Here is an 18665-nt window from a genome sequence, read left to right as displayed (position 1 = left end):
GCCGGCCCTGTTTTTTTGCGCCCATGCCACGATCCAAAAACAGAAGGCCCCGCCATGGCGGGGCCTTCTGCGTTGTAGGTGCCGACATCCGACAGGGCCGGAACAGGGGGGATCCAGAGAATCCCGGCGGATATCGACATAGAGCTGGATGTGACGTGCCGTGTCGCTTTTGTCACTTTGCGACCGAGGCCGTCACCACCCGCCTAGAGTGAACCGGGTGGGTGGTGAAAATCAAGATGGATCAGGGCTCAACTGTGCGCTGGTTCAAATTGTCCATGTTCCGCCACGGCGAACCGTTGGACCGCTGGGCCGGGCGCGGCGCCTGGGCGGGGCGTGCCTGCGGCGGCGGCGACGGACGCTGTTGCTGAGGCGGCCGACCGCCCACCGAATCCATGTTCCGCCACGGCGAGCCGCCGTTGTACGACGGGCGCGGGCGATCCGGGCGATCCGGCCGCACCGGCGGATTGCCCCCGTTGCCCGGACGCGGCGGCGGGCGGTGGTTGTGCGGGGGGCGATAGTTCGGATACGGGCGGTAATACGGGTTGCCGTAGCCATAGCCACCGCCGTAGTACCCGCCACCGTAGTAGCCGGGGCCGTAACCGGACGGGTACCCATAGGGATAGCGGTACTCCACCGACGGCGCGCCGTGGTAGTAACCGCTGCCGGCACCACCGCCGACATAGTCGTAGGTGGCGCAGCCGGACAGGGCCAACAGCAGGCCACCGGCGAACATCAGGCGCATTTTCATGATGGGTTCCCCCCGAGGGTATGCGGCCAGCTTCGGCCCGGCGCATTGAATCGGCCCTTAACTCCGGCTCGATCCGCTGAATGATTGCCATCGTGTCACGTTCAGGCGGGGCGGTGCGAACCGGGGCCATACGTTAATCTTGCGTCATGAGCGATTCACCCTTGCCCTGTGTCGACGACCTGCTGGCGGCCGCCGCACGCATTGCCCCGCATGCCAGCGTGACCCCGGTGCTGCACTCGCGCGCCCTGGACGGGTTGGCGGGGGCGTCGCTGCTGTTCAAGGGCGAGCACCTGCAGCGTGGCGGGGCCTTCAAGTTCCGCGGGGCCTGCAACGCTGTCTGGTCGCTGGACCCGGACCAGGCCGCACGCGGGGTGGTCACCCATTCCTCGGGCAACCACGGTGCCGCGTTGGCGCTGGCCGCGCGTACCCGCGGCATCGCCTGCAACGTGGTGGTGCCGCAGGGCGCGGTGGGCGCGAAGCTGGCCAACATCGCCCGGCACGGCGCCACCGTGTGGCGCTGCGAGGCCAGCATCGCCGCGCGTGAAGCCATGTGCGCGCAGGTGCAGGCCGAGACCGGCGCCAGCCTGGTGCACCCCTATGCCGACCCGCGGGTGATCGCCGGGCAGGGCACGGCGGCGCTGGAGCTGCTGCGCAGCCACGGCCCGTTCGACGTGGTGGTGGTGCCGGTGGGCGGCGGCGGGCTGGCATCGGGCACGCGGCTGGCATTGCAGGCGCTGGCACCGCAGACCCGACTGGTGCTGGCCGAGCCGGAGGGCGCGGCCGATACCGCGCGCTCGCTGGCGGCCGGCGAACGCCGCATCGATTTCACCCCGGACACGCTGTGCGATGGCCTGCGCACCACCTTGGGCGCACCGAACTTCGCGCTGCTGCACGGCGCGGCCGAGGTCATCACCGTGGCCGATACCGCCACCGTGGCGGCCATGCGCCTGCTCTGGCAGGTGCTCAAGCAGGTGGTGGAACCGTCGTCGGCGATCACGCTGGCGGCCATCCTCGCCACCCCGGAGCGGTTTGCCGGGCAGCGGGTAGGCGTGGTGCTGTCGGGCGGCAATGTCGACCTGGATGCCTTGCCGTGGGTGCGCGCATGAGCCGCCGTGCCGGGGTCGGGCTGCTGGGCTGGGTATGGCGGCTGTGCATTCTGCTGGTGGCCTGGCTGCTGGGCGTCACCGCGTGGATCGTGTGGGTGGGCGAGCGCGACCAGGCGGCCAAGGCCGACGCGATCATCGTGCTGGGCGCGGCCGCGTATGACGCCAAGCCGTCACCGGTGTTTGAGGAACGCATCCGCCATGGCCTGGATCTGTACGAGGCCGGCTATGCGCCGCTTCTGATTTTCACCGGCGGCTACGGCGGTACCGGCGCGCGCTTCTCCGAATCGCAGGTGGCGCGCCGCTATGCGCTCAAGCAGGGGATTCCGGACGAGGCGATCCTGATCGAGACCGCCTCGCGCACCACCCGCCAGAACTTGATCGAGGCGCGGCGGTTGATGCAGCAGCGCAAGCTGCACCGGGTGATCATCGTCAGCGACCCGCTGCACATGGCGCGCGCGCTGCGGCTGGCGCGCGAGCTGGGCATCGATGCGCTGGCCTCCTCCACCCCGAGCACGCGCTTCCGCAGCTTCCACACCAGCTGGAAATTCCTGGTGCAGGAGATCTATTTCTTCCACCGGGACCTGTTCCCGGCGTAGAGCGGGGCTCTGCCCCGCTGACGGTATGTCGCAGCGGGGCAGAGCCCCGCTCTACGGGGTGGTGGTGTGTCGCGGCGGGGCAGAGCCCCGCTCTACGGGGTGACGGTATGTCGCAGCGGGGCAGAGCCCCGCTCTACGGGGTGATGGTGTGTCGCGGCGGGGCAGAGCCCCGCTCTACGGGGTGCGGCGGCGGATCGGGATGGCCGATACCGGCACGCTGGCCACGTCGCGGCCCTGTTCGCGGATCGGGGCGCCGGCTTCGGGCGCCCAGGCGTGGGCGTAGATCACTTCCCAGCTGCTGGGCAGCTTGCCGTCTTCGCGGCGCAGCGGTTCGTAGGCGGCGCGGGCGGCGGCGAAGCGGCCGCGGCCGGTGAGCGTGTGGCGGCGGTCATGGCGCGCGTTGGTGGCACCGATGGCCTGCAGCTCGCGCATCAGTGCGGTCATGTCGTCGTAGGTGAGGGTGAACAGGTCGCGGTCCAGCACCGGGTCGCGGAAGCCAGCCATCATCAGCGCGTCGCCGAACTGCGCGATCGGCGCGAAGCGGCTCACGTGCGGCACCGCGTCGGCCTGGCTGAAGGCGTCGCGCAGTTCGATCAGCGTTTCCGGGCCGAAGGTGGAGCACAGCAGCAGCCCACCCGGCTTGAGCACGCGGCGGAACCCGGCAAACACCGCCGGCAGGTCCTCGACCCACTGCAGGCACAGGTTGCTGTAGATCACATCCACGCTCTGGTCCAGCAACGGCAGCGCCTGCGCATCGGCGCATACGCGGGTGAACGGCTTCCACCAGCCGGCCTGCTTCTTGGCCTCGCGCAGCATCGGTTCGGCCAGGTCCAGCGCGATCACCTGCGCCTTGGGCCAGCGCTTCTTCATCGCCGCGGTGGCGTGGCCGGTGCCGCTGCCCACGTCCAGCACGACCTGCGGCTGGCGGTCTTCCAGGTAGTCCAGCGATTCCAGCAGGCGTTTTTCCACCTCGCGCTGCAGCGCGGCGGCGGCGTCGTAGCTGGCGGCGGCACGCGAGAACGCGCGGCGGACGTGGCGGGGATCGAAGCTGGACGTCATGGAAGGCTCACTGCGAAAACAAGGGTGCGAAGGTCAGAACGTGCCCGGGTAGGCGCCGCCGTCGATCAGCAGGTTCTGCCCGGTGATGTACCCGGCGTGCGCGCTGCACAGGAAGGCGCAGGCGGCGCCGAACTCGTCGGCGGTGCCGAAGCGGCCGGCCGGGATGTGGGTGCGTTTGCGCTCGGCGATCTGGCCGGCGTCGATGCCCTGCTGCTGGGCCAGGTAGGCGAAGTTGCCGCGCAGGCGGTCGGTGTCGAACTGGCCGGGCAGCAGGTTGTTGAGGGTGACGTTGTGGGCCACGGTCTTGCGGGCCAGGCCGGCGACGAAGCCGGTGAGCCCCGAGCGCGCGCCGTTGGACAGCCCCAGGATGTCGATGGGCGCCTTCACCGAGGAGGAGGTGATGTTGACCACGCGGCCGAAGCCGCGCTCGATCATGCCGTCCACGGTGGCGCGGATCAGTTCGATCGGGGCCAGCATGTTGGCATCCAGCGCGGCGATCCAGTCGTCGCGGGTGAACTGGCGGAAATCCCCGGCGGGCGGGCCGCCAGCGTTGTTGACCAGGATGTCGACCTGCGGGCAAGCGGCCAGGGCCGCATCGCGGCCGGCCACGGTGGTGATGTCGGCGACCACGCCGACCACCGTGCGCGCGCCGGGCAGCGCCTGCAGTTCCAGCACCGCGCGGTCGAGCGCGTCTTCACCACGTGCGGCCACCACGACATTCACACCCTCGCGCACCAGTGCACGGGCGCAGCCCAACCCCAGGCCCTTGCTGGCGGCGCAGACCAGCGCCCAGCGACCGGCGATTCCAAGATCCATGGGTCACTCCTGCAGTGAAAGACGGGCGTACATGATCGGCGATGCGCGCGGTGGCTGGGTCAGGGAAGGCCGGCAACGAAGTGTTGCAGCTGCGTGGCCACCGCGTCGGTGTGGCCCAGGAACGGCGCATGGCCGCCCTGGGCGATCACATGCGCCTGCGCGCCCGGCGCCAACGTGGCGGCCGCCTGCATGGCGCGCGCGGAGACCAGCCGGTCGCGCGCGCCGGCCAGCCACAGACTCGGCTTGCCCAGCCCGGCCAGGGCGCCGCGCAGGTCGCTGTTCTCGAGCAGGCGCAGCCCCTCCTGGAGCGCACGCGCGGCCGGCTCACCGCGCGCGATGAGCATCTCGCGCAGGGTGCGCAGTTCCTGCCGGGCGTGTTCGGACCCCATCGCATCCAGCGCCAGGAAACGCTCCAGGGTGCCGCGGTAGTCCTGCGCCAGGTCCTGCCCGAACTGTTCGAACACCGCCGGTTCCACCGCGTGCGGCCAGTCGTCGCCGCGCACGAAACGCGGGGTGGCGGCGATCATCACCACCGCGCGCACCTGCGGCAGCGTGGCGGCGGCATGCAGGGCGAACAGCCCGCCCAGCGACCAGCCGCACCACACCGCCGGTGGCGTGGCGGCCGCGATGGCGTTGACCACGTGGGGCAGCCGCAGCGGCGTGGCATCGTCGTGGCTGAAACCATGGCCGGGCAGGTCCACCAGATGCAGCTGGTACTGCGCGGCCAGGCGGTCCACCAGCGGCGCGAACACGCCGCCATGCAGTGCCCAGCCATGGATGAGCACCAGCGCCGGCCCGGTGCCGACCACCTCGATATGCAGGCTCACAGCACCGGGCTCACGCGCTCAGTGCATCCAGCGACTGCTGGCGCAGCACGGTATCGCGCGCGTGCCCGATCGCGTCGGTGAGCGCGCGCACCTGCGCCGGGGTGTGCAGTGCCGACAAGGTCACGCGCAGGCGCGCTTTTCCTTCCGGCACGGTAGGCGGACGGATCGCGCTGACCAGGAAGCCGGAGGCTTCCAGCGCGGCCGACAAGGCCATCACGGTGGACTCGGCGCCGCACAGCAACGGCTGGATCGGCGTATCGGATGGCATCAGTTCCAACCCGTGCTGGCGCGCACCGGCACGGAACACGGCGATCAGCTCGCCGAGCTTTTCGCGTCGCCAGTCGTCACGCCGGGCCAGTTTCACCGCCGCCAGCGAGGCAGCCGCCTGTGCCGGCGACACCGCCGTGGTGTAGATGTACGGGCGGGCGGTTTCGGCCAGGTGCTGGATCAGGGCGTCATCGCCCAGCACCACCGCGCCACTGCCACCCAGCGCCTTGCCCAGGGTGGCCAGCTGCAGCGGTATGTCGGCCACGCCCAGCCCGGCATCGGCCACGCAGCCGCGGCCATGTTCGCCCACCACGCCGATGCCATGCGCGTCGTCCACGTACAACAGCGCTTCCTGCATGCGCGCCACCAACGACAGCGAGCGCAGCGGGGCGATGTCGCCGTCCATGCTGAACACGCCATCGGTGACCAGCATCGCCGCGCCGTCGGGCGCGTGCTTCAACTGGCGCAGCGCGCCTTCGGTGTCCAGGTGCGGGTAACGGCGCAGCCGGCAACCGGCCAGGCGCGTGGCGTCGAGCAGGCTGGCGTGGTTGAGCCGGTCCTGCACGCACACATCGTCCTCTTCGCTGAGCAACGCCTGCTGCACCGCCAGGTTGGCGGCAAAGCCGCTGCCGAACAGCAGCGCGCGCGGGTAGCCGAGCCACTCGGCCATTTCCCGCTCCAGCGCCTCGTGCAGCGCATGGTGGCCGCAGATCAGGTGCGAAGCGGTGGCACCGGTGCCCTCGCGCGCGGCGGCATCCTGTAGCGCGCTGACCACCCCGAACTGTTGCGACAGCCCCAGGTAGTCATTGCTGCAGAAGCCGGTGAGCCATTGGCCGTCGATCTCCAGCCGCACGCCGTCGCGACGGGTCACCGTGCGGCGCACGCGGATGCGGCCCTGCGCGTCGCGGAGCTTGCGCTGGGCCTGGATGCGGTCGTGCAGGTCGGGGCGGGCCATGGTCGTCGGCTGGCATGGATGGGCGGTTAGCGTACCCGGTTGGCGGGCGCGGCGCTGCCCCGGGGGGCGGGCACCGGGCGGGCCTCAGGCCGCCTGCTCGCAGCCGCCACCGCAACGCCCTGTGTCCTGGGTGATGTCGGCATGGACCGTGCCGGGACGGTCGTGGTCGGCCGCATCCACCTGCACCGGCATCGGGCGCAGGCCCAGCCGCGCGAACAGGGCCAGGTCGCGTTCGGTGTCGGGGTTGCCGGTGGTCAGCAGCTTTTCCCCGTAGAAGATCGAGTTGGCCCCGGCCAGGAAGCACAGCGCCTGCAGCTCGTCGCTCATCGCCTCGCGCCCGGCCGACAGCCGCACCATCGCGCGGGGCATGGCGATGCGCGCCACCGCGATCATCCGCACGAACTCGAACGGGTCCAGTTCGGCGGTGCCGTGCAGGGGCGTGCCGGCCACCTGCACCAGCCGGTTGATCGGCACCGAATCGGGGTGGGCCGGCAGGTTGGCCAGCGCCAGCAGCAGCCCGGCGCGGTGCTCGCGGGTCTCGCCCATGCCCACGATGCCGCCGCAGCAGGTCTTCAAGCCGGCGTCGCGCACGTGGCCCAGCGTGTCCAGGCGGTCCTGGTACTGGCGGGTATGGATGATCGAGTCGTAATAGTCCGGCGCGGTGTCCAGGTTGTGGTTGTAGTAGTCCAACCCGGCCTCGCGCAGCGCCACGGCCTGCTCGCCACTGAGCATGCCCAGCGTGGCGCAGGTTTCCAGGCCCAACGCCTTCACCTCGCGGATCATCGCCGCCACCTTGGGGATGTCGCGTTCCTTGGGCGAACGCCAGGCCGCGCCCATGCAGAACCGCGACGCACCCGCCGCCTTGGCCTGCCGCGCCTTGGCCACCACGTCCTCGGTGGCCATCAGCTTCTGCGCATCCACCCCGGTGCTGTAGCGCTGGGCCTGCGGGCAATACGCGCAGTCTTCGGGGCAGCCGCCGGTCTTGACCGACAGCAGCGTGGACACCTGCACCTGCGCCGGATCGAAGTGCTCGCGGTGCACGCTGGCGGCGCGGTGCAGCAGCGCCGGCAACGGCAGCGCGAACAGGGCCAGCAGCTCCTCGCTGCGCCAGTCGTGGCGGATGTCGCTCGGCATGGAGCAGCCCTTTGCGTGCAGGAACGGGGGCGGAAGTGTGGTCGCTGACGCAACCTGCTGTCAACCAAATGGCGATACAAAAGGTTTACAGAAAGATAGTGCCGGCCGCCGGCCGACACCCCGGCCAACCCCAAACTCACTACAGTCTCCACCCAAGCACCAGAAGGAGACCGCATGTCCCTGCCCCGTTTCACCTACCACCCCGACCCGCTCGCCACCGGCAGCGTCGTCGCCTCCGCCACGGTCTGCGTCAGCTGCCACCAGGCGCGCGGCTACGTCTACACCGGCCCGGTGTATGCCGAAGAAGAGTACGACGCGGAGATCTGCCCGTGGTGCATTGCCGACGGGTCGGCCAGCGCGCGGCTCGATGCCAGCTTCACCGATGACGAAGGCATTGGCGGCGGCGGTGAATGGGACGAAGTACCCGAGGCGGTGGTCGAGGAAGTTGCGCGACGCACTCCCGGCTTCAGCGCCTGGCAGCAGGAAAAGTGGTGGACCCACTGCGGGGACGCGGGCCAGTTCATTGGCCGTGCCGGGCAGGCGGAACTGCAGGCACTGGGCGCAGGCGCGATTGCGGCGATCCAGGACAGCACCGGGCTGGATGATGGCCCGCAGTGGGACCATTTCTTCGGCGCGCTGCGCAAGGACGGTTCGCCTACCGCGTACATGTTCCGCTGCACGCAGTGTGGCGAACTGGGTGGCTACCAGGACTGCGATTGATCGGCGGGTGCGCCCGGTAGAAGGCCGACCGCACGCACCGGCAAGCACCGACAGACACGCCCGGGGGCAGGCCGCCACACTGGGGCCGGCCTCTTCAAGCGGTGATCGCATGCTTGCCCGGTTGTCTGCTGCGCTGACCTGGCTGGGCCGGCAGGCCCTGCCACTGCGCTGCCTGGTCTGCGAAGAACCCGGCAGCGCCGGGCTGGACCTGTGCGCGGCCTGCCATGCCGCCCTGCCCTGGAACGACCACGCATGCCCGCTGTGCGCGCTGCCGCTGCCGGAGGGCACGCCGGCGCGGCGCTGTGGCGCCTGCCTGCATGACCCGCCCCGGCAGGCTGCCGCTGGCGCGGCGTTCCTGTACGCCGCACCGGTGGACCAGCTGCTGCGTCGCTTCAAGTTCCACCACGACCTGGCCGCCGGGCGTCTGCTGTCGCAGTTGATGCTGCAGCGGGTGCCCGGTTTCGTCATCGGCCCGCTGGCCCCGGTGCCGCTGCACCGCCAACGGTTGCGCACGCGCGGCTACGACCAGGCGTTGGAACTCACCCGGCCGTTGGCGCGCGCGCTGCGGCAGCCGCTGTGGTGCGGACTGCATCGGGATCGGTCGACGGCCGCGCAGTCGGCGCTGGATGCCGATGCGCGGCGGCGCAACCTGCACGACGCCTTTGCGATCACCACCCCACCGCCGGCGCGATTGACCGTGGTGGATGACGTGATGACCACCGGCGCCACGCTCGACGCGGCCGTGCACGCGTTGCAACGCGTTGGCCTGCCCGACCCCGCGGTGTGGGTCTGCGCACGGGTGCCGTGAGTGGCCGCTCTATACTCGGAAGCTGTCATAGGGAAAGACCGCTGCCGATGGATCCGTTCGCCACGTTCGACTTCTCCGATTTCTGGGACGACTGCGAGTACTCGCAGCAGAACTACCAGGAACCGCCGCCCAGCGACGCGCTCATTGCCGAGCTGCAGGCCGAGCTGGGCTATCGCTTCCCCGATGCGTACATCGCACTGGCCCGTCGCCACAACGGCGGCCTGCTGCAGCGCAGCTGCCACCCGATGGACGAGGCCACCAGCTGGGCCGACGACCACATCGAGGTCACCGGCCTGCACGCGATTGGCCGCCAGGCACGGTATTCGCTTGGCGGGGAGATCGGCACGCGGTTCATGCAGCGCGAGTGGGGCTACCCGGACATCGGCATCGTCATCGCCGATTGCCCCAGCGCCGGGCACGACCTGATCATGCTCGACTACCGCCAGTGCGGCCCCCAGGGCGAGCCGCAGGTGGTGCACGTGGACCAGGGCGACGACTACCAGATCACCGTGGTAGCACCTGACTTCGCCACGTTCATCCACGGACTGGTGGATGAAGAAGCGTTCGACGATGCAGCCGAAACCCTGGAGATCGACCTGATCACGGTGGACCGGGGCACGCTGTCGCCGATCGTGCAGCGCGCGCTGGAGGTATCGGCCGCTGTGCTGCCCGACGGTGAGCGCGCGCTGCGTGCGCTGGCGCGCCGGATCACCGAGGAAAAGGGCTTCTTCGCGCTGCATGCCGATCCCGATTCGCACCGGATGTACGACCTGATGTTCTGGTTGTACTCGCAGCTGACCACGGCCACCTCGTTCACGCATTTCCTCAAGCTCCCCGCCGAGCAGGACGACTACGCAACGCCGTGCTACGAACTCATGGTGCCGTTCGACCTGGTCGTGGCGCCCTTCGGCTTCAAGACCGGTGGGTTCGCGCCCGGCTTCGTCGAAGAGTGGTGGGATACACGGGTGGCCGAGGGGGCGATCGTGCCGGTGGAGGGCGGTTGGCGCTTCAGCGCGGCGGCCGAACAGGCGCTGCTGGATGAGCTGAAGGCAGTGCCAGGCGACGCCGCGGTGTGACTGCGGCTTTCATGCGCCGGCGCTAGCATGGGCTGTTCCCCCTCCCTGCATGGAGCCGCGCATGAACATTCCGGTATCGCCTCTGGTGTCGCTGCTTGCCCGCAGCTGGTGGGTACTGCTGTTGTACGGCCTGGTCGCGCTGGTGTTTGGTGCGGTCGCCATCCTGCAGCCGCTCGCGGCCGCCACCGCGCTGGCATGGGCGATCGGCGTGATGGCCGTGGTGGAGGGCGTGATCAGTCTGGTTGCGCTGTTCGGCGGCAACAGCGGGGTATCGCGCGGTTGGCTGGCGGTGTACGCGCTGGCATCGCTGGTGTTCGGCGTGCTGGCGGTGATCAATCCGTTGGCCACGGCCAGCGTGCTGGTGCTGCTGCTGGCGGTGTGGCTGATCGTGGCCGGCATCCACCGCATCGTGTTCGCGGTGCGCGTGCGCCGCCACATCCAGGGCGAATGGCTGCTGATTCTCAGCGGCGTGCTGGCGATCGTGCTGGGCGCGCTGCTGGTGGCCAACCCGCTGGCCGGTATCGCCGTCACGACCTTGTGGATCGGAATCGGCAGCCTCATCTATGGCGTACTGCAGGTGGTGGTGGCGTTCCGCCTTCGCCGCCTGCGCTGACCGGTGCCGGGCCAGGCCCGCACCCCCTGACAGGGAGGAGGGCGTATGCGCAGGATGTTTCTTGCCGTGATGTTGCTGGCCGGCACGGTCGGCCTGGCCGGTTGCCAGCAGATCCAGCAGGTGTTCGATCCCCCCTCCTCGGCGGCACCGTTGCCGCAGGCCCGGATCCTGATGCGCGACGTGGACGAGCACGGCAGCGCCGCTGCCACCCTGTTGAAGGACGAGAACGGACGACCGCTGGCCGTGCTGGAACCAGCGTTCATCACCACCGCCGATATCGCATCGGTCGCGCTGGACCGCAACACACAGGGTGGCGAGCCGCTGCTGAGTCTGACCATGACCGACGCCGCCGCGCCGCGCATCCAGGCCGCCACCGAGGCCCGGATTGGCCGCCGGGTGGCCTTCAGCGTTGGCGACAAGGTGCTGTCGGTGGCCACCATCCAGGGGCCATTCGGCAAGGGCATGCAGGTGTCCGGCCTGGGCGATGCCACCCAGGCCCAGCGCATGTACACCGAAATCACCGGAAAAACGCCCTGAGCACATCGCTGCCCGCCGTTGGGACGGTCGGGCAGGCGGCCGGGCAGAGCCCGGCGCTACGGTAGGGCGAGCAGAGTCGGAGCCCGGCAGTACGCGTCAGCGGAAGTTGGCTTCGATCTGCTCCAGCGACTTGCCCTTGGTTTCCGGCAGCCAGAACGCGGCGATCAGGAAGTACAGCAGCGTGCACGCTGCCCAGAAGAAGAACATGCTGGCGTAGCCGTGGTGGCCCACGGTGGGCAGGAAGATCGCGGCGATCACGGTGGACACGAACTGGTTGATCAGCAGCGCGATGCTCATGCCGTTGGAGCGGATGCGGGTGGGCATCAGTTCGGACAGCGCCAGCCACACGCACACGCCCGGACCCACCGCGAAGAACGCCACGAACAGCAGGATGCAGCCGGCCACCAGCCAGCCGTGGGTGGGCGAGGGCACCGGACCGATCATCGCGCGCTCGATCACCAGCGGCGCCTGCGCGGCGTGGGCGGGATCGGGGAAGGGGTTGAGGTGCAGCCGGCGGAAGAACGCGCCGATCACGCTGTCGGCCGATACCGCGTCTTCGCGACGGATCTGCAGCGTGGCGTCGATCGGGTTGTCGCTGCGCAGCGAACGCACGTTGCTGAAACCGCCGTACGCATACGACACGGTGAGCTGCTGCGGGGCGTCGCCGGCATTGCGGTCCAGGCGCTGCCACTGGGCCGCATCCAGCGGCAGGGACAAAGTGCTGCCGGCCACCTGCTGCTGCAGCTGCGCCTGCACGTCCAGCCGCCCGTGCTCGCTTTTGACGAACAGCAGCGCGGCGGCCAGCAGGGCCACGGTGATGCCGCCGGTGCCCAACATCAGCAGGAACTTGCGGCCCTTGCGGTCCACCAGCACCAGCGCCACAACGGTCATCACCGCGTTGAGCAGCTTGATCGCCACGTCGGCGCCGTTGGCCACCGACCCGGGCAGGCCGGCCTGGTTGAGGATGTTGACCGCATAGGCCAGCACCGAGTTGATGCCGGTGGCCTGGGTGAAGGCCAGCACCAGGCAGGCCAGCACGAACGGCCATACATAGCGACGGCTGAGCAGCGGGTCGCGCGTGCCGGTGGCGCCGGTCTGCACGGCATCCGGTGCCTGGATGCGCTGCAGGGTGGGTTCCACATCGCGGGGCGCCACCGTGCGTTGCAGGGCAAGCCGCGCCTTCTCGATACGGCCACGGCGCACCAGCCAGCGCGGTGATTCGCTGATGAGCAGCACGCCGCCGGTGAACACCAGCCCCGGCAGCAGGCAGGTCCAGAAGATGGTGCGCCAGGCGTGGTCCTTGACGTCGAACAGCAGGCGCTGCTGTTCGGCAACCGGCAGCTGGCGCACCGCTTCGGTGGCCGCGTCCACCGCATGCGCGTGGTACAGGCCGATCAAGGCGGCCAGCACCAGCCCGATGGTCAGCAGCAGCTGGAACATCGCCGCGCCTCGGCCGCGCCGTTCGGGGCTGAGCACTTCGGCCAGGTACAGCGGCACCACCACGCCGATCAGGCCGCCGCTGATGCCCTGCAGCAGCCGCCCCATCAGCAGCGCGGCATAGCCGTCGGACAGCGCCATGATCGGAATGCTGGCGGTGAACAGCACGCCGGCCAGGAACATCGCGCCCCGTCGGCCGATCAGGTCGGCGACCATGCCGGCGAACAGCGACGACAGCACGCTGCCCAGCAGCACCGCGGCCACCACGAAGCCCAGCTGCTGGCTGGTGAGGTGCCAGCTGGCGGTGGCGGTGGCCTCCAGGTAGGGCAGGGCGCCGGCGATGATGCCGATATCAATGCCGTAGAGCAGGCCGCCCATGCCACCCATGAACAGCAGGTAGCGGATCGGCCAGCGTGGGGCGTCGGGGGCGGGAACGGCAGTGGCGGCGGCGGTGGTCATCTACGCGTTCCTGGAAAGACGGGAAGAAGGGGCGGTGCCAGCAGCCGGGCCTGGCGAATTGTTGGTGCTGGCCGGGCAGCACCCGGTGTTACAGGGCGATCGGGTGGCCGGTGACGAACACCTGCTGCAACTGCAGCGCGGCATCCAGCACCACCAGGTCCGCGCGCGCGGCCGGGGCGAGGCTGCCGCGATCGTCCAGGCCCAGGTACTGGGCCGGGAAGGTGGAGACGCGCTGTGATGCATCGGCCAGCTCCAGCCCCACCTGCACCAGGTTGCGCAGCGCCTGGTCCATGGTCAGCGCGCTGCCGGCCAGCGAACCGGTGGCCAGACGCACGCAGCCGCCGCACTTGTGCACGCGCTGCTCGCCCAGGGCGTACTCGCCGTCGGGCATGCCGGTGGCGGCGGTGGCGTCGGTCACCGCATACAGGCGCGGAATCGCGCGTGCGGCCAGCCGGATCACGCCGGGGTGGAGGTGCTGCAGGTCCGGGATGATCTCGGCGTACTGCGCATGCGCCAGGGCAGCGGCGGCAATGCCGGGGTGGTAGTGGTCCACGCCGGTCATGCCGTTGAACAGGTGGGTGAAGCCGGATGCGCCGGCCTGCAGGGCGGCCACGCCGTCCTCGTAGGTGCCGGCGCTGTGGCCCAGCTGCACGCGGATGCCGAGCGCGGTCAGCGCGGGAATCAACGCGGTGTGCGCGCCGATCTCCGGTGCCATTGTCATCACCCGGATCGGCGCCAGCGCGTGCAGCTGCTGCACCAGCGCCAGCGTGGCCTCGAGCGTGCGATTGGGCTGCGCGCCCAGCCGCTGCGGGCTGATGAACGGGCCTTCCAGGTGCACGCCGGCGATGCAGGCGGCCGCGGCTTCGGGCGTGGCCATGGTGGCCGCAACGCCCTGCAGCGCATGGGCGATCTCGTCCAGGCCGGCGGTCATGGTGGTGGCCAGCAGCGTGGTGGTGCCAAACCGCGCGTGGGTGCGGGCGATGGTGCGGGCCACGTCGCCGCCCTGCATCAGGTCCACGCCGGCCGCGCCATGCACATGCAGGTCGATGAAGCCGGGCAGGATCACCGGGAGCTGCAGATCATCGGCGCCGCTGTGGTCGTCCACCTGCAGCTGCCGGATATGGGTGTCGAAGTGCACATGGCCGCGGCGCCACCCCAGCGGGGTGAGGATGCGGCCGTAAAGAGAGCGGGTCTGGGTCACGCGGGGGCCTGCGCGATGATCACTTCGATGCCCAGCCGCTGCAGCCCTTCCAGGTACTCGGCGTCGATGCTGGCGTCGGTGATGACGGTGTGGACCTGGTCCAGCCGCGCGATGCGGTGCAGGCTGACCCGGCCGAACTTGGAAGCATCGGTGAGCACCACGATGCGGCGTGCGCGCTCGACCATGCGGTGGTTGAGGCTGGCTTCGGCCTCGTGGTGGGTGGTCAGGCCGAACTGCAGGTCCAGGCCGTCCACGCCCAAAAACAGGGTGTCGAAGCTGTAGGTGTTGAGGCTGGCCTCGGCCTGGCTGCCCTGCAGCGAAAGCGACTGCTTGCGCAGCAGGCCGCCGGTGAGCAGCAGTTCCACGCCCGGTGCGTTGGCCAGTTCCCAGGCGATGTTCAGCCCGTTGGTCATCACCGTCACATCGCGATGCCCGCGCAGGTGCCGGGCCAGGGTCATCGTGGTGGAGCCGGAGTCGATGATGATGTTGTCGCCGGCTTTGACCAGCCCGGCCGCGTGCGTGCCGATGCTGTCCTTCACCGGCAGGTTCAGGGCGTCCTTCTCGTGGATGTCCTGTTCCTGCGGCGGGGTGCGCACCAGGGTGGCGCCGCCATGGGTACGCGTGGCCAGGCCCTGCGATTCGATGTGGGTCAGGTCGGCGCGGATGGTCACCGCCGACACGCCGAAACGCCCGACCAGCTCGCTGACCTGCACGTTGCCGTGCTCGACCAGCAACTGCAGGATCTGTTGGCGACGCTGGCGGGTATTGCGCATGGGGGCGATTCCGTTCGGAAGGAAAGCCAAAGCTTACCGTTCCGAAAGCTCCGTGGCCCGGGAAGTTTCGTTATTGGCCCCGGCGCGGTTGCGATTGCAGGCGCGGGCGTACTCGCCCAGCCGTTCGGCCACCTTGTGCTGGATCAGCGCCAGCGGCTCGGCCGTCAGGTCGCCGGCTTCGATGGCCAACTGCTGGTTGGGCAGGAACTGGCTGAGCAGGATCTGCGGCGGCGCGTGCTGGCGCAGGTTGGCCACCAGCGTCTGCAGCGCGGCCACCACCGCCGGCTCGCCCCAGTAATAACGGCTGCGGTCGCTCAGGGAGTAGGCGCGCAGCAACCGCAGTTCGTGCTCGTCGCCCTGGTAGTAGCTGCGCCAGCTGCCCGGCTTGTCGCGCATGCACTGGTCGAGCACGGCGATCACGTTGGAGCACTGCGCCGCCGGCAGCAGCTCGGCCTCGATCATGGCCAGGGCGAACACCGCTTCGCGGAACGCATAGGTGGCGGCCGGGCCCACCTTGAGGATGGCGAAGTGGTCGCGCACCAGCGCATGCAGGCCGGCTTCGGTCTGGTAGTCGGTGGAGTGCGCTTCAAACACGATGCGCGGCTGCGCGTCGACAAACGCCGACAACGCGCGCGCTGCGGACGGGTCGTAGTAGTGCACGCTGCTGTGGTCGAAATCGACGCCCGGCTGCACCACCATCGCAATCACGCGCTCCCACGCCGGCAGCAGGTCCGGGGCGGAAAACGCCTCGCGGTGGATGGCCAGGGTGGTGGCCGCCGCCGCCGGCGTGGTGACCTGCAGGCCACCGGCCAGCGAGGCTTCACCGCCGGGGATCGGGACTTCGGTGCCGATCACGTACACCGGCGGCGGCAGGCCGTGCGCGGCGGCGGTGCGTTCGGCGATGCGGGCCAGTTCGGCCGAGCGCGCCGCCACCACTGCATCGGGCAGCGGGGTGGGGTCATCGGCGCAGGACATGCTGCAGTCCAGGTGGATCTTGTGGAAGCCGGCGGCCACGTACGCCTCGATCAGCGTGCGCGCGTTGGCCATCGCCACCTCGGCCGGTCCCTTCTGCCAGGCGTTCGGCCCGAGGTGGTCGCCGCCGAGCACCAGCCGCTCGGCCGGGAAGCCTGCATCGCGGGCCAGGTGCAGCACGTAGTCGCGGTACTGCGGCGGAGTCATGCCGGTGTAGCCACCGAACTGGTCCACCTGGTTGGAGGTGGCCTCGATCAGCAGCAGGGTGTCGTAGCGCTGGGCGACCTGCATGGCCGCCAGCAGCACCTGTTCATTGCTGCAGCACACGCTGTACAGGCCCACGGGATGGCCCTGGCGATGGGCGGCGATCAGCGATTGGATGGCAGACATGGCAACTCCGGAAACAAGCGGTGCAACGAAGGGGTATCAGCAGGCAGGGTGGTGCTGGCGGGCCAACAGCGCCGCGCCGCGCGCACCGCCGGCATCGCCGAAGGTGGGTGGCAGGATCGGCGGCACGCGCACCCCCTGGAACAGGTAGGGAACGATCGCGGCGGGCAGGTCGTGGTACAGCTGCTCCAGCTTGGACAGGCCGCCGCCCAGCACGATCACGTGCGGGTCGATGGCCAGGATCAGGTTGGCGAAGCTGTAGCCGAGCAGGTCGCGGTGGATGTCCAGCGCCTGCATGGCGATGGCATCGCCGGCGTGGGCCAGCGCCACCACGGCGGTGGCGTCCACGGCATCACCGCCGCGGCCTTCGTGGATCAGCGCCAACCCATTGCCGGACACGTAGCGTTCCAGACAACCGCGCAGGCCGCACGCGCACGGCAGCACCGGCAGCGCATGGCGCTGCAGCAGCGTGGCTGGAATGCTCCAGTGCCCCCACTCGCCGGCGATGCCGTTGGCCCCGGTGAGCAGCTGGCCGCCCACGCAGAAACCGCCACCGGCACCGGTGCCCAGGATCGCGCCGAACATGCTTCGGTACCCCTCGCCCGCGCCGCCATGCGCCTCGCTCAGGGCGAAGCACTGCAGGTCGTTGCCGAACTGCAACGGCCGTTGCAGCCGGGCCTGCAGGTCCTCGCCCACCAGGCGGCCAGTGAGGCTGGGCACGTTCGCGCTCAGCTGCCGCCCGGTGCTGCGGTCGCGCACGCCCGGCAGGCCGATACCGATGGCGCGGCACGCGCCGCCCAGCGTGCGGTCGGCGCTGTGCACCAGCCCGGTGATCGCCTGCAGGAAGGTGTCGTAGTCCTGCGTGGGCGTGGTCACCCGCTCACGGTGCAGTTCGCGCAGGGTGGCGTCGTAGGCCACCAGCTCGATCTTGGTGCCACCAACGTCGATGCCGTACCAGCACTGCATGGGCATGCCCTGCTCAGCCATGGGAATGGATGGTCACGCCCTGCACGACCCGGTTCACGGTGCCGTCGGGGAAGGGGTTGTCCGGGGTCATGCCCAGCGCCGCCGAACGCTGCAGCGCATAGCACTGCGGCATCAGCAGCCAAAGCGGGGCCAGCCAGCTGTCGTCCAGCGCGGGTGCGTCGAGCACGAAGTCGCCGTCGGCGCGGTCATCGCCATCGGGACCCACCGAGATCACCCGTGCGGCGATCCCATCGCCACGCAGTTCGTCCAGCAGGTCCTGTTCGTAGCGGCGCGACAGCGGTTGCGCGCTGCGCAGCATCACCACCAGGGTGTCGCCATTGAGCGTGGACTTGGGGCCGTGGCGGAAGCCGAGCGGGGTGTTGGCCAGCGCCAGCACCTGGCCGGCGGTGAGTTCGAGCACCTTCAGCGCCGCTTCGCGGGCCAGTGCTTCCAGCGGGCCGCTGCCCAGGTAGATCACACGCGAATACGCGGCCTGGGCCAGCGTGCCCACGGCACCGTCCCACGCCTGCAGGGCACGCGCGCCGTGGCTGGCAAGGCTGCGCAGGCGCTGCACGCGCTGCGGCCACGGCGCGCTGTCGAACACGCTCAGCGCGGCCAGCAGCATGCTGGTCAGGCTGCTGGTCATGGCAAAGGCGCGGTCGCAGCTGGGCGGCGGCATCAGCAACGACAGCGTGTCGCTGCGGCCATGGCCACGCCGGGCCAGTTCGCCATCGGCATTGCAGGTGATGTCCAGGAAGCGCGCGTCGTCGACCCGGTCGCGCACCAGTTCCACCGCCGCCACGCTTTCCGGGCTGGAGCCACTGCGCCCGAACGACACCAGCAGGGTCGGGCGCTCGCGGCGCAGGTAGAGCGCCGGATGGGTGAGCAGGCTGGTGGTGTGGAGCGCGCGGACCTCGGCGGGCCACTGCGCATTGATGTGGTCGGCCACCATTTCGGCGATGAAGCCCGAGCTGCCGGCACCGGTGAAGATCACCAACTGGCCGCTCTGGCGCAGTGCATCCCCAAGGAAGCGGTCGATGCGCGCCTGCGCGTCATCGAGGAGGTCGGCCAGGGCAGTCCACATGCGCGGCTGCTGGGCGATTTCTTCGGCGGTATAGGCGCCGCCAAGGCGCTGCCACGCGGGCAAGTCGGTAAGCACAGAAGCGTCCATTCGCAATTCCTGTTGGGCGACCGCACCTTCTTCGTTT

The 18665-nt window shown here is 69.9% G+C and carries 19 protein-coding genes; 7 read left to right on the top strand and 12 right to left on the bottom strand.

The features are described 5' to 3' along the window. Positions 1-241: 241 nt before the first annotated feature. Complete coding sequence (locus tag GQ674_RS18575) at positions 242-748, bottom strand: hypothetical protein (RefSeq protein ID WP_159498266.1); 507 nt, start codon at positions 746-748, stop codon at positions 242-244. A gap of 146 nt (positions 749-894) precedes the next feature. Here GQ674_RS18575 and GQ674_RS18570 point away from each other — a divergent pair, with 146 nt between their 5' ends. Both GQ674_RS18570 and GQ674_RS18565 read left to right on the top strand, forming a co-directional pair. Continuing rightward, positions 895-1854 (top strand): pyridoxal-phosphate dependent enzyme, encoded by a 960-nt coding sequence (locus GQ674_RS18570; protein WP_159498265.1) that lies wholly within the window; start codon positions 895-897, stop codon positions 1852-1854. Further along, positions 1839-2450, top strand: a complete 612-nt coding sequence (locus GQ674_RS18565; RefSeq protein ID WP_137190713.1) for a YdcF family protein — start codon at positions 1839-1841, stop codon at positions 2448-2450. The genes GQ674_RS18570 and GQ674_RS18565 overlap by 16 nt, the downstream gene beginning before the upstream one ends. 174 nt (positions 2451-2624) lie before the next feature. Here GQ674_RS18565 and bioC read toward each other — a convergent pair whose 3' ends face one another. The 5 genes from bioC to bioB all read right to left on the bottom strand — a co-directional run bounded on the left by bioC (position 2625) and on the right by bioB (position 7508). After that, on the bottom strand, positions 2625-3509 hold the full coding sequence (gene bioC, locus GQ674_RS18560; protein WP_159498263.1) for a malonyl-ACP O-methyltransferase BioC: 885 nt from the start codon (positions 3507-3509) through the stop codon (positions 2625-2627). A 33-nt stretch (positions 3510-3542) separates the two neighbouring features. After that, complete coding sequence (locus tag GQ674_RS18555; protein ID WP_159498261.1) at positions 3543-4325, bottom strand: SDR family oxidoreductase; 783 nt, start codon at positions 4323-4325, stop codon at positions 3543-3545. A gap of 59 nt (positions 4326-4384) precedes the next feature. Next, positions 4385-5146, bottom strand: a complete 762-nt coding sequence (gene bioH, locus GQ674_RS18550; protein ID WP_159499576.1) for a pimeloyl-ACP methyl ester esterase BioH — start codon at positions 5144-5146, stop codon at positions 4385-4387. 16 nt (positions 5147-5162) lie between these two features. Then, positions 5163-6374, bottom strand: coding sequence for an 8-amino-7-oxononanoate synthase (gene bioF / locus GQ674_RS18545; RefSeq protein WP_159498259.1), 1212 nt, complete (start codon positions 6372-6374; stop codon positions 5163-5165). Between the two features lie 84 nt (positions 6375-6458). Continuing rightward, positions 6459-7508 carry a biotin synthase BioB gene (bioB, locus tag GQ674_RS18540; protein ID WP_159498257.1) on the bottom strand — a complete coding sequence of 350 codons (1050 nt, stop codon included), beginning with the start codon at positions 7506-7508 and terminating at the stop codon, positions 6459-6461. A 174-nt stretch (positions 7509-7682) separates the two neighbouring features. Here bioB and GQ674_RS18535 point away from each other — a divergent pair, with 174 nt between their 5' ends. From GQ674_RS18535 to GQ674_RS18515, 5 genes are all read left to right on the top strand, one after another. After that, positions 7683-8228: a CbrC family protein gene (locus GQ674_RS18535; RefSeq protein ID WP_159498255.1), complete on the top strand. Its 546-nt coding sequence runs from the start codon at positions 7683-7685 to the stop codon at positions 8226-8228. 109 nt (positions 8229-8337) lie between these two features. Continuing rightward, on the top strand, positions 8338-9036 hold the full coding sequence (locus GQ674_RS18530; RefSeq protein WP_159498253.1) for a ComF family protein: 699 nt from the start codon (positions 8338-8340) through the stop codon (positions 9034-9036). A gap of 47 nt (positions 9037-9083) precedes the next feature. After that, entirely contained in the window at positions 9084-10112 is a 1029-nt protein-coding gene (locus GQ674_RS18525; protein WP_159498251.1) for an SMI1/KNR4 family protein, read from the top strand. A gap of 61 nt (positions 10113-10173) precedes the next feature. Beyond that, complete coding sequence (locus tag GQ674_RS18520) at positions 10174-10725, top strand: DUF308 domain-containing protein (RefSeq protein WP_159498249.1); 552 nt, start codon at positions 10174-10176, stop codon at positions 10723-10725. A gap of 45 nt (positions 10726-10770) precedes the next feature. Continuing rightward, entirely contained in the window at positions 10771-11262 is a 492-nt protein-coding gene (locus tag GQ674_RS18515; protein WP_137190705.1) for a hypothetical protein, read from the top strand. 96 nt (positions 11263-11358) lie between these two features. Here GQ674_RS18515 and GQ674_RS18510 read toward each other — a convergent pair whose 3' ends face one another. From GQ674_RS18510 to GQ674_RS18485, 6 genes are all read right to left on the bottom strand, one after another. Beyond that, positions 11359-13158: an MFS transporter gene (locus GQ674_RS18510; RefSeq protein ID WP_159498247.1), complete on the bottom strand. Its 1800-nt coding sequence runs from the start codon at positions 13156-13158 to the stop codon at positions 11359-11361. 88 nt (positions 13159-13246) lie between these two features. Continuing rightward, the gene (nagA, locus tag GQ674_RS18505; RefSeq protein ID WP_159498245.1) at positions 13247-14359 is read right to left on the bottom strand and encodes an N-acetylglucosamine-6-phosphate deacetylase; all 1113 of its coding nucleotides are present in this window, start codon (positions 14357-14359) and stop codon (positions 13247-13249) included. Next, a complete protein-coding gene (locus tag GQ674_RS18500) occupies positions 14356-15132 on the bottom strand; it encodes a DeoR family transcriptional regulator (protein ID WP_159498243.1) in 777 nt (258 codons plus the stop codon). Before GQ674_RS18500 ends, nagA begins: the two co-directional genes overlap by 4 nt. Positions 15133-15165: 33 nt before the next feature. Then, entirely contained in the window at positions 15166-16494 is a 1329-nt protein-coding gene (locus GQ674_RS18495) for a D-tagatose-bisphosphate aldolase, class II, non-catalytic subunit (protein WP_159498241.1), read from the bottom strand. A gap of 36 nt (positions 16495-16530) precedes the next feature. Beyond that, positions 16531-17457, bottom strand: coding sequence for an ROK family protein (locus GQ674_RS18490; RefSeq protein WP_159499574.1), 927 nt, complete (start codon positions 17455-17457; stop codon positions 16531-16533). 13 nt (positions 17458-17470) lie between these two features. After that, positions 17471-18628 (bottom strand): SIS domain-containing protein, encoded by a 1158-nt coding sequence (locus GQ674_RS18485; RefSeq protein WP_159498239.1) that lies wholly within the window; start codon positions 18626-18628, stop codon positions 17471-17473. Positions 18629-18665 lie beyond the last annotated feature (37 nt).

This window comes from Stenotrophomonas sp. 364, from assembly GCF_009832905.1.
Lineage (GTDB): Bacteria > Pseudomonadota > Gammaproteobacteria > Xanthomonadales > Xanthomonadaceae > Stenotrophomonas > Stenotrophomonas maltophilia_AP.
This window is presented reverse-complemented; position numbering and strand designations above follow the sequence as displayed.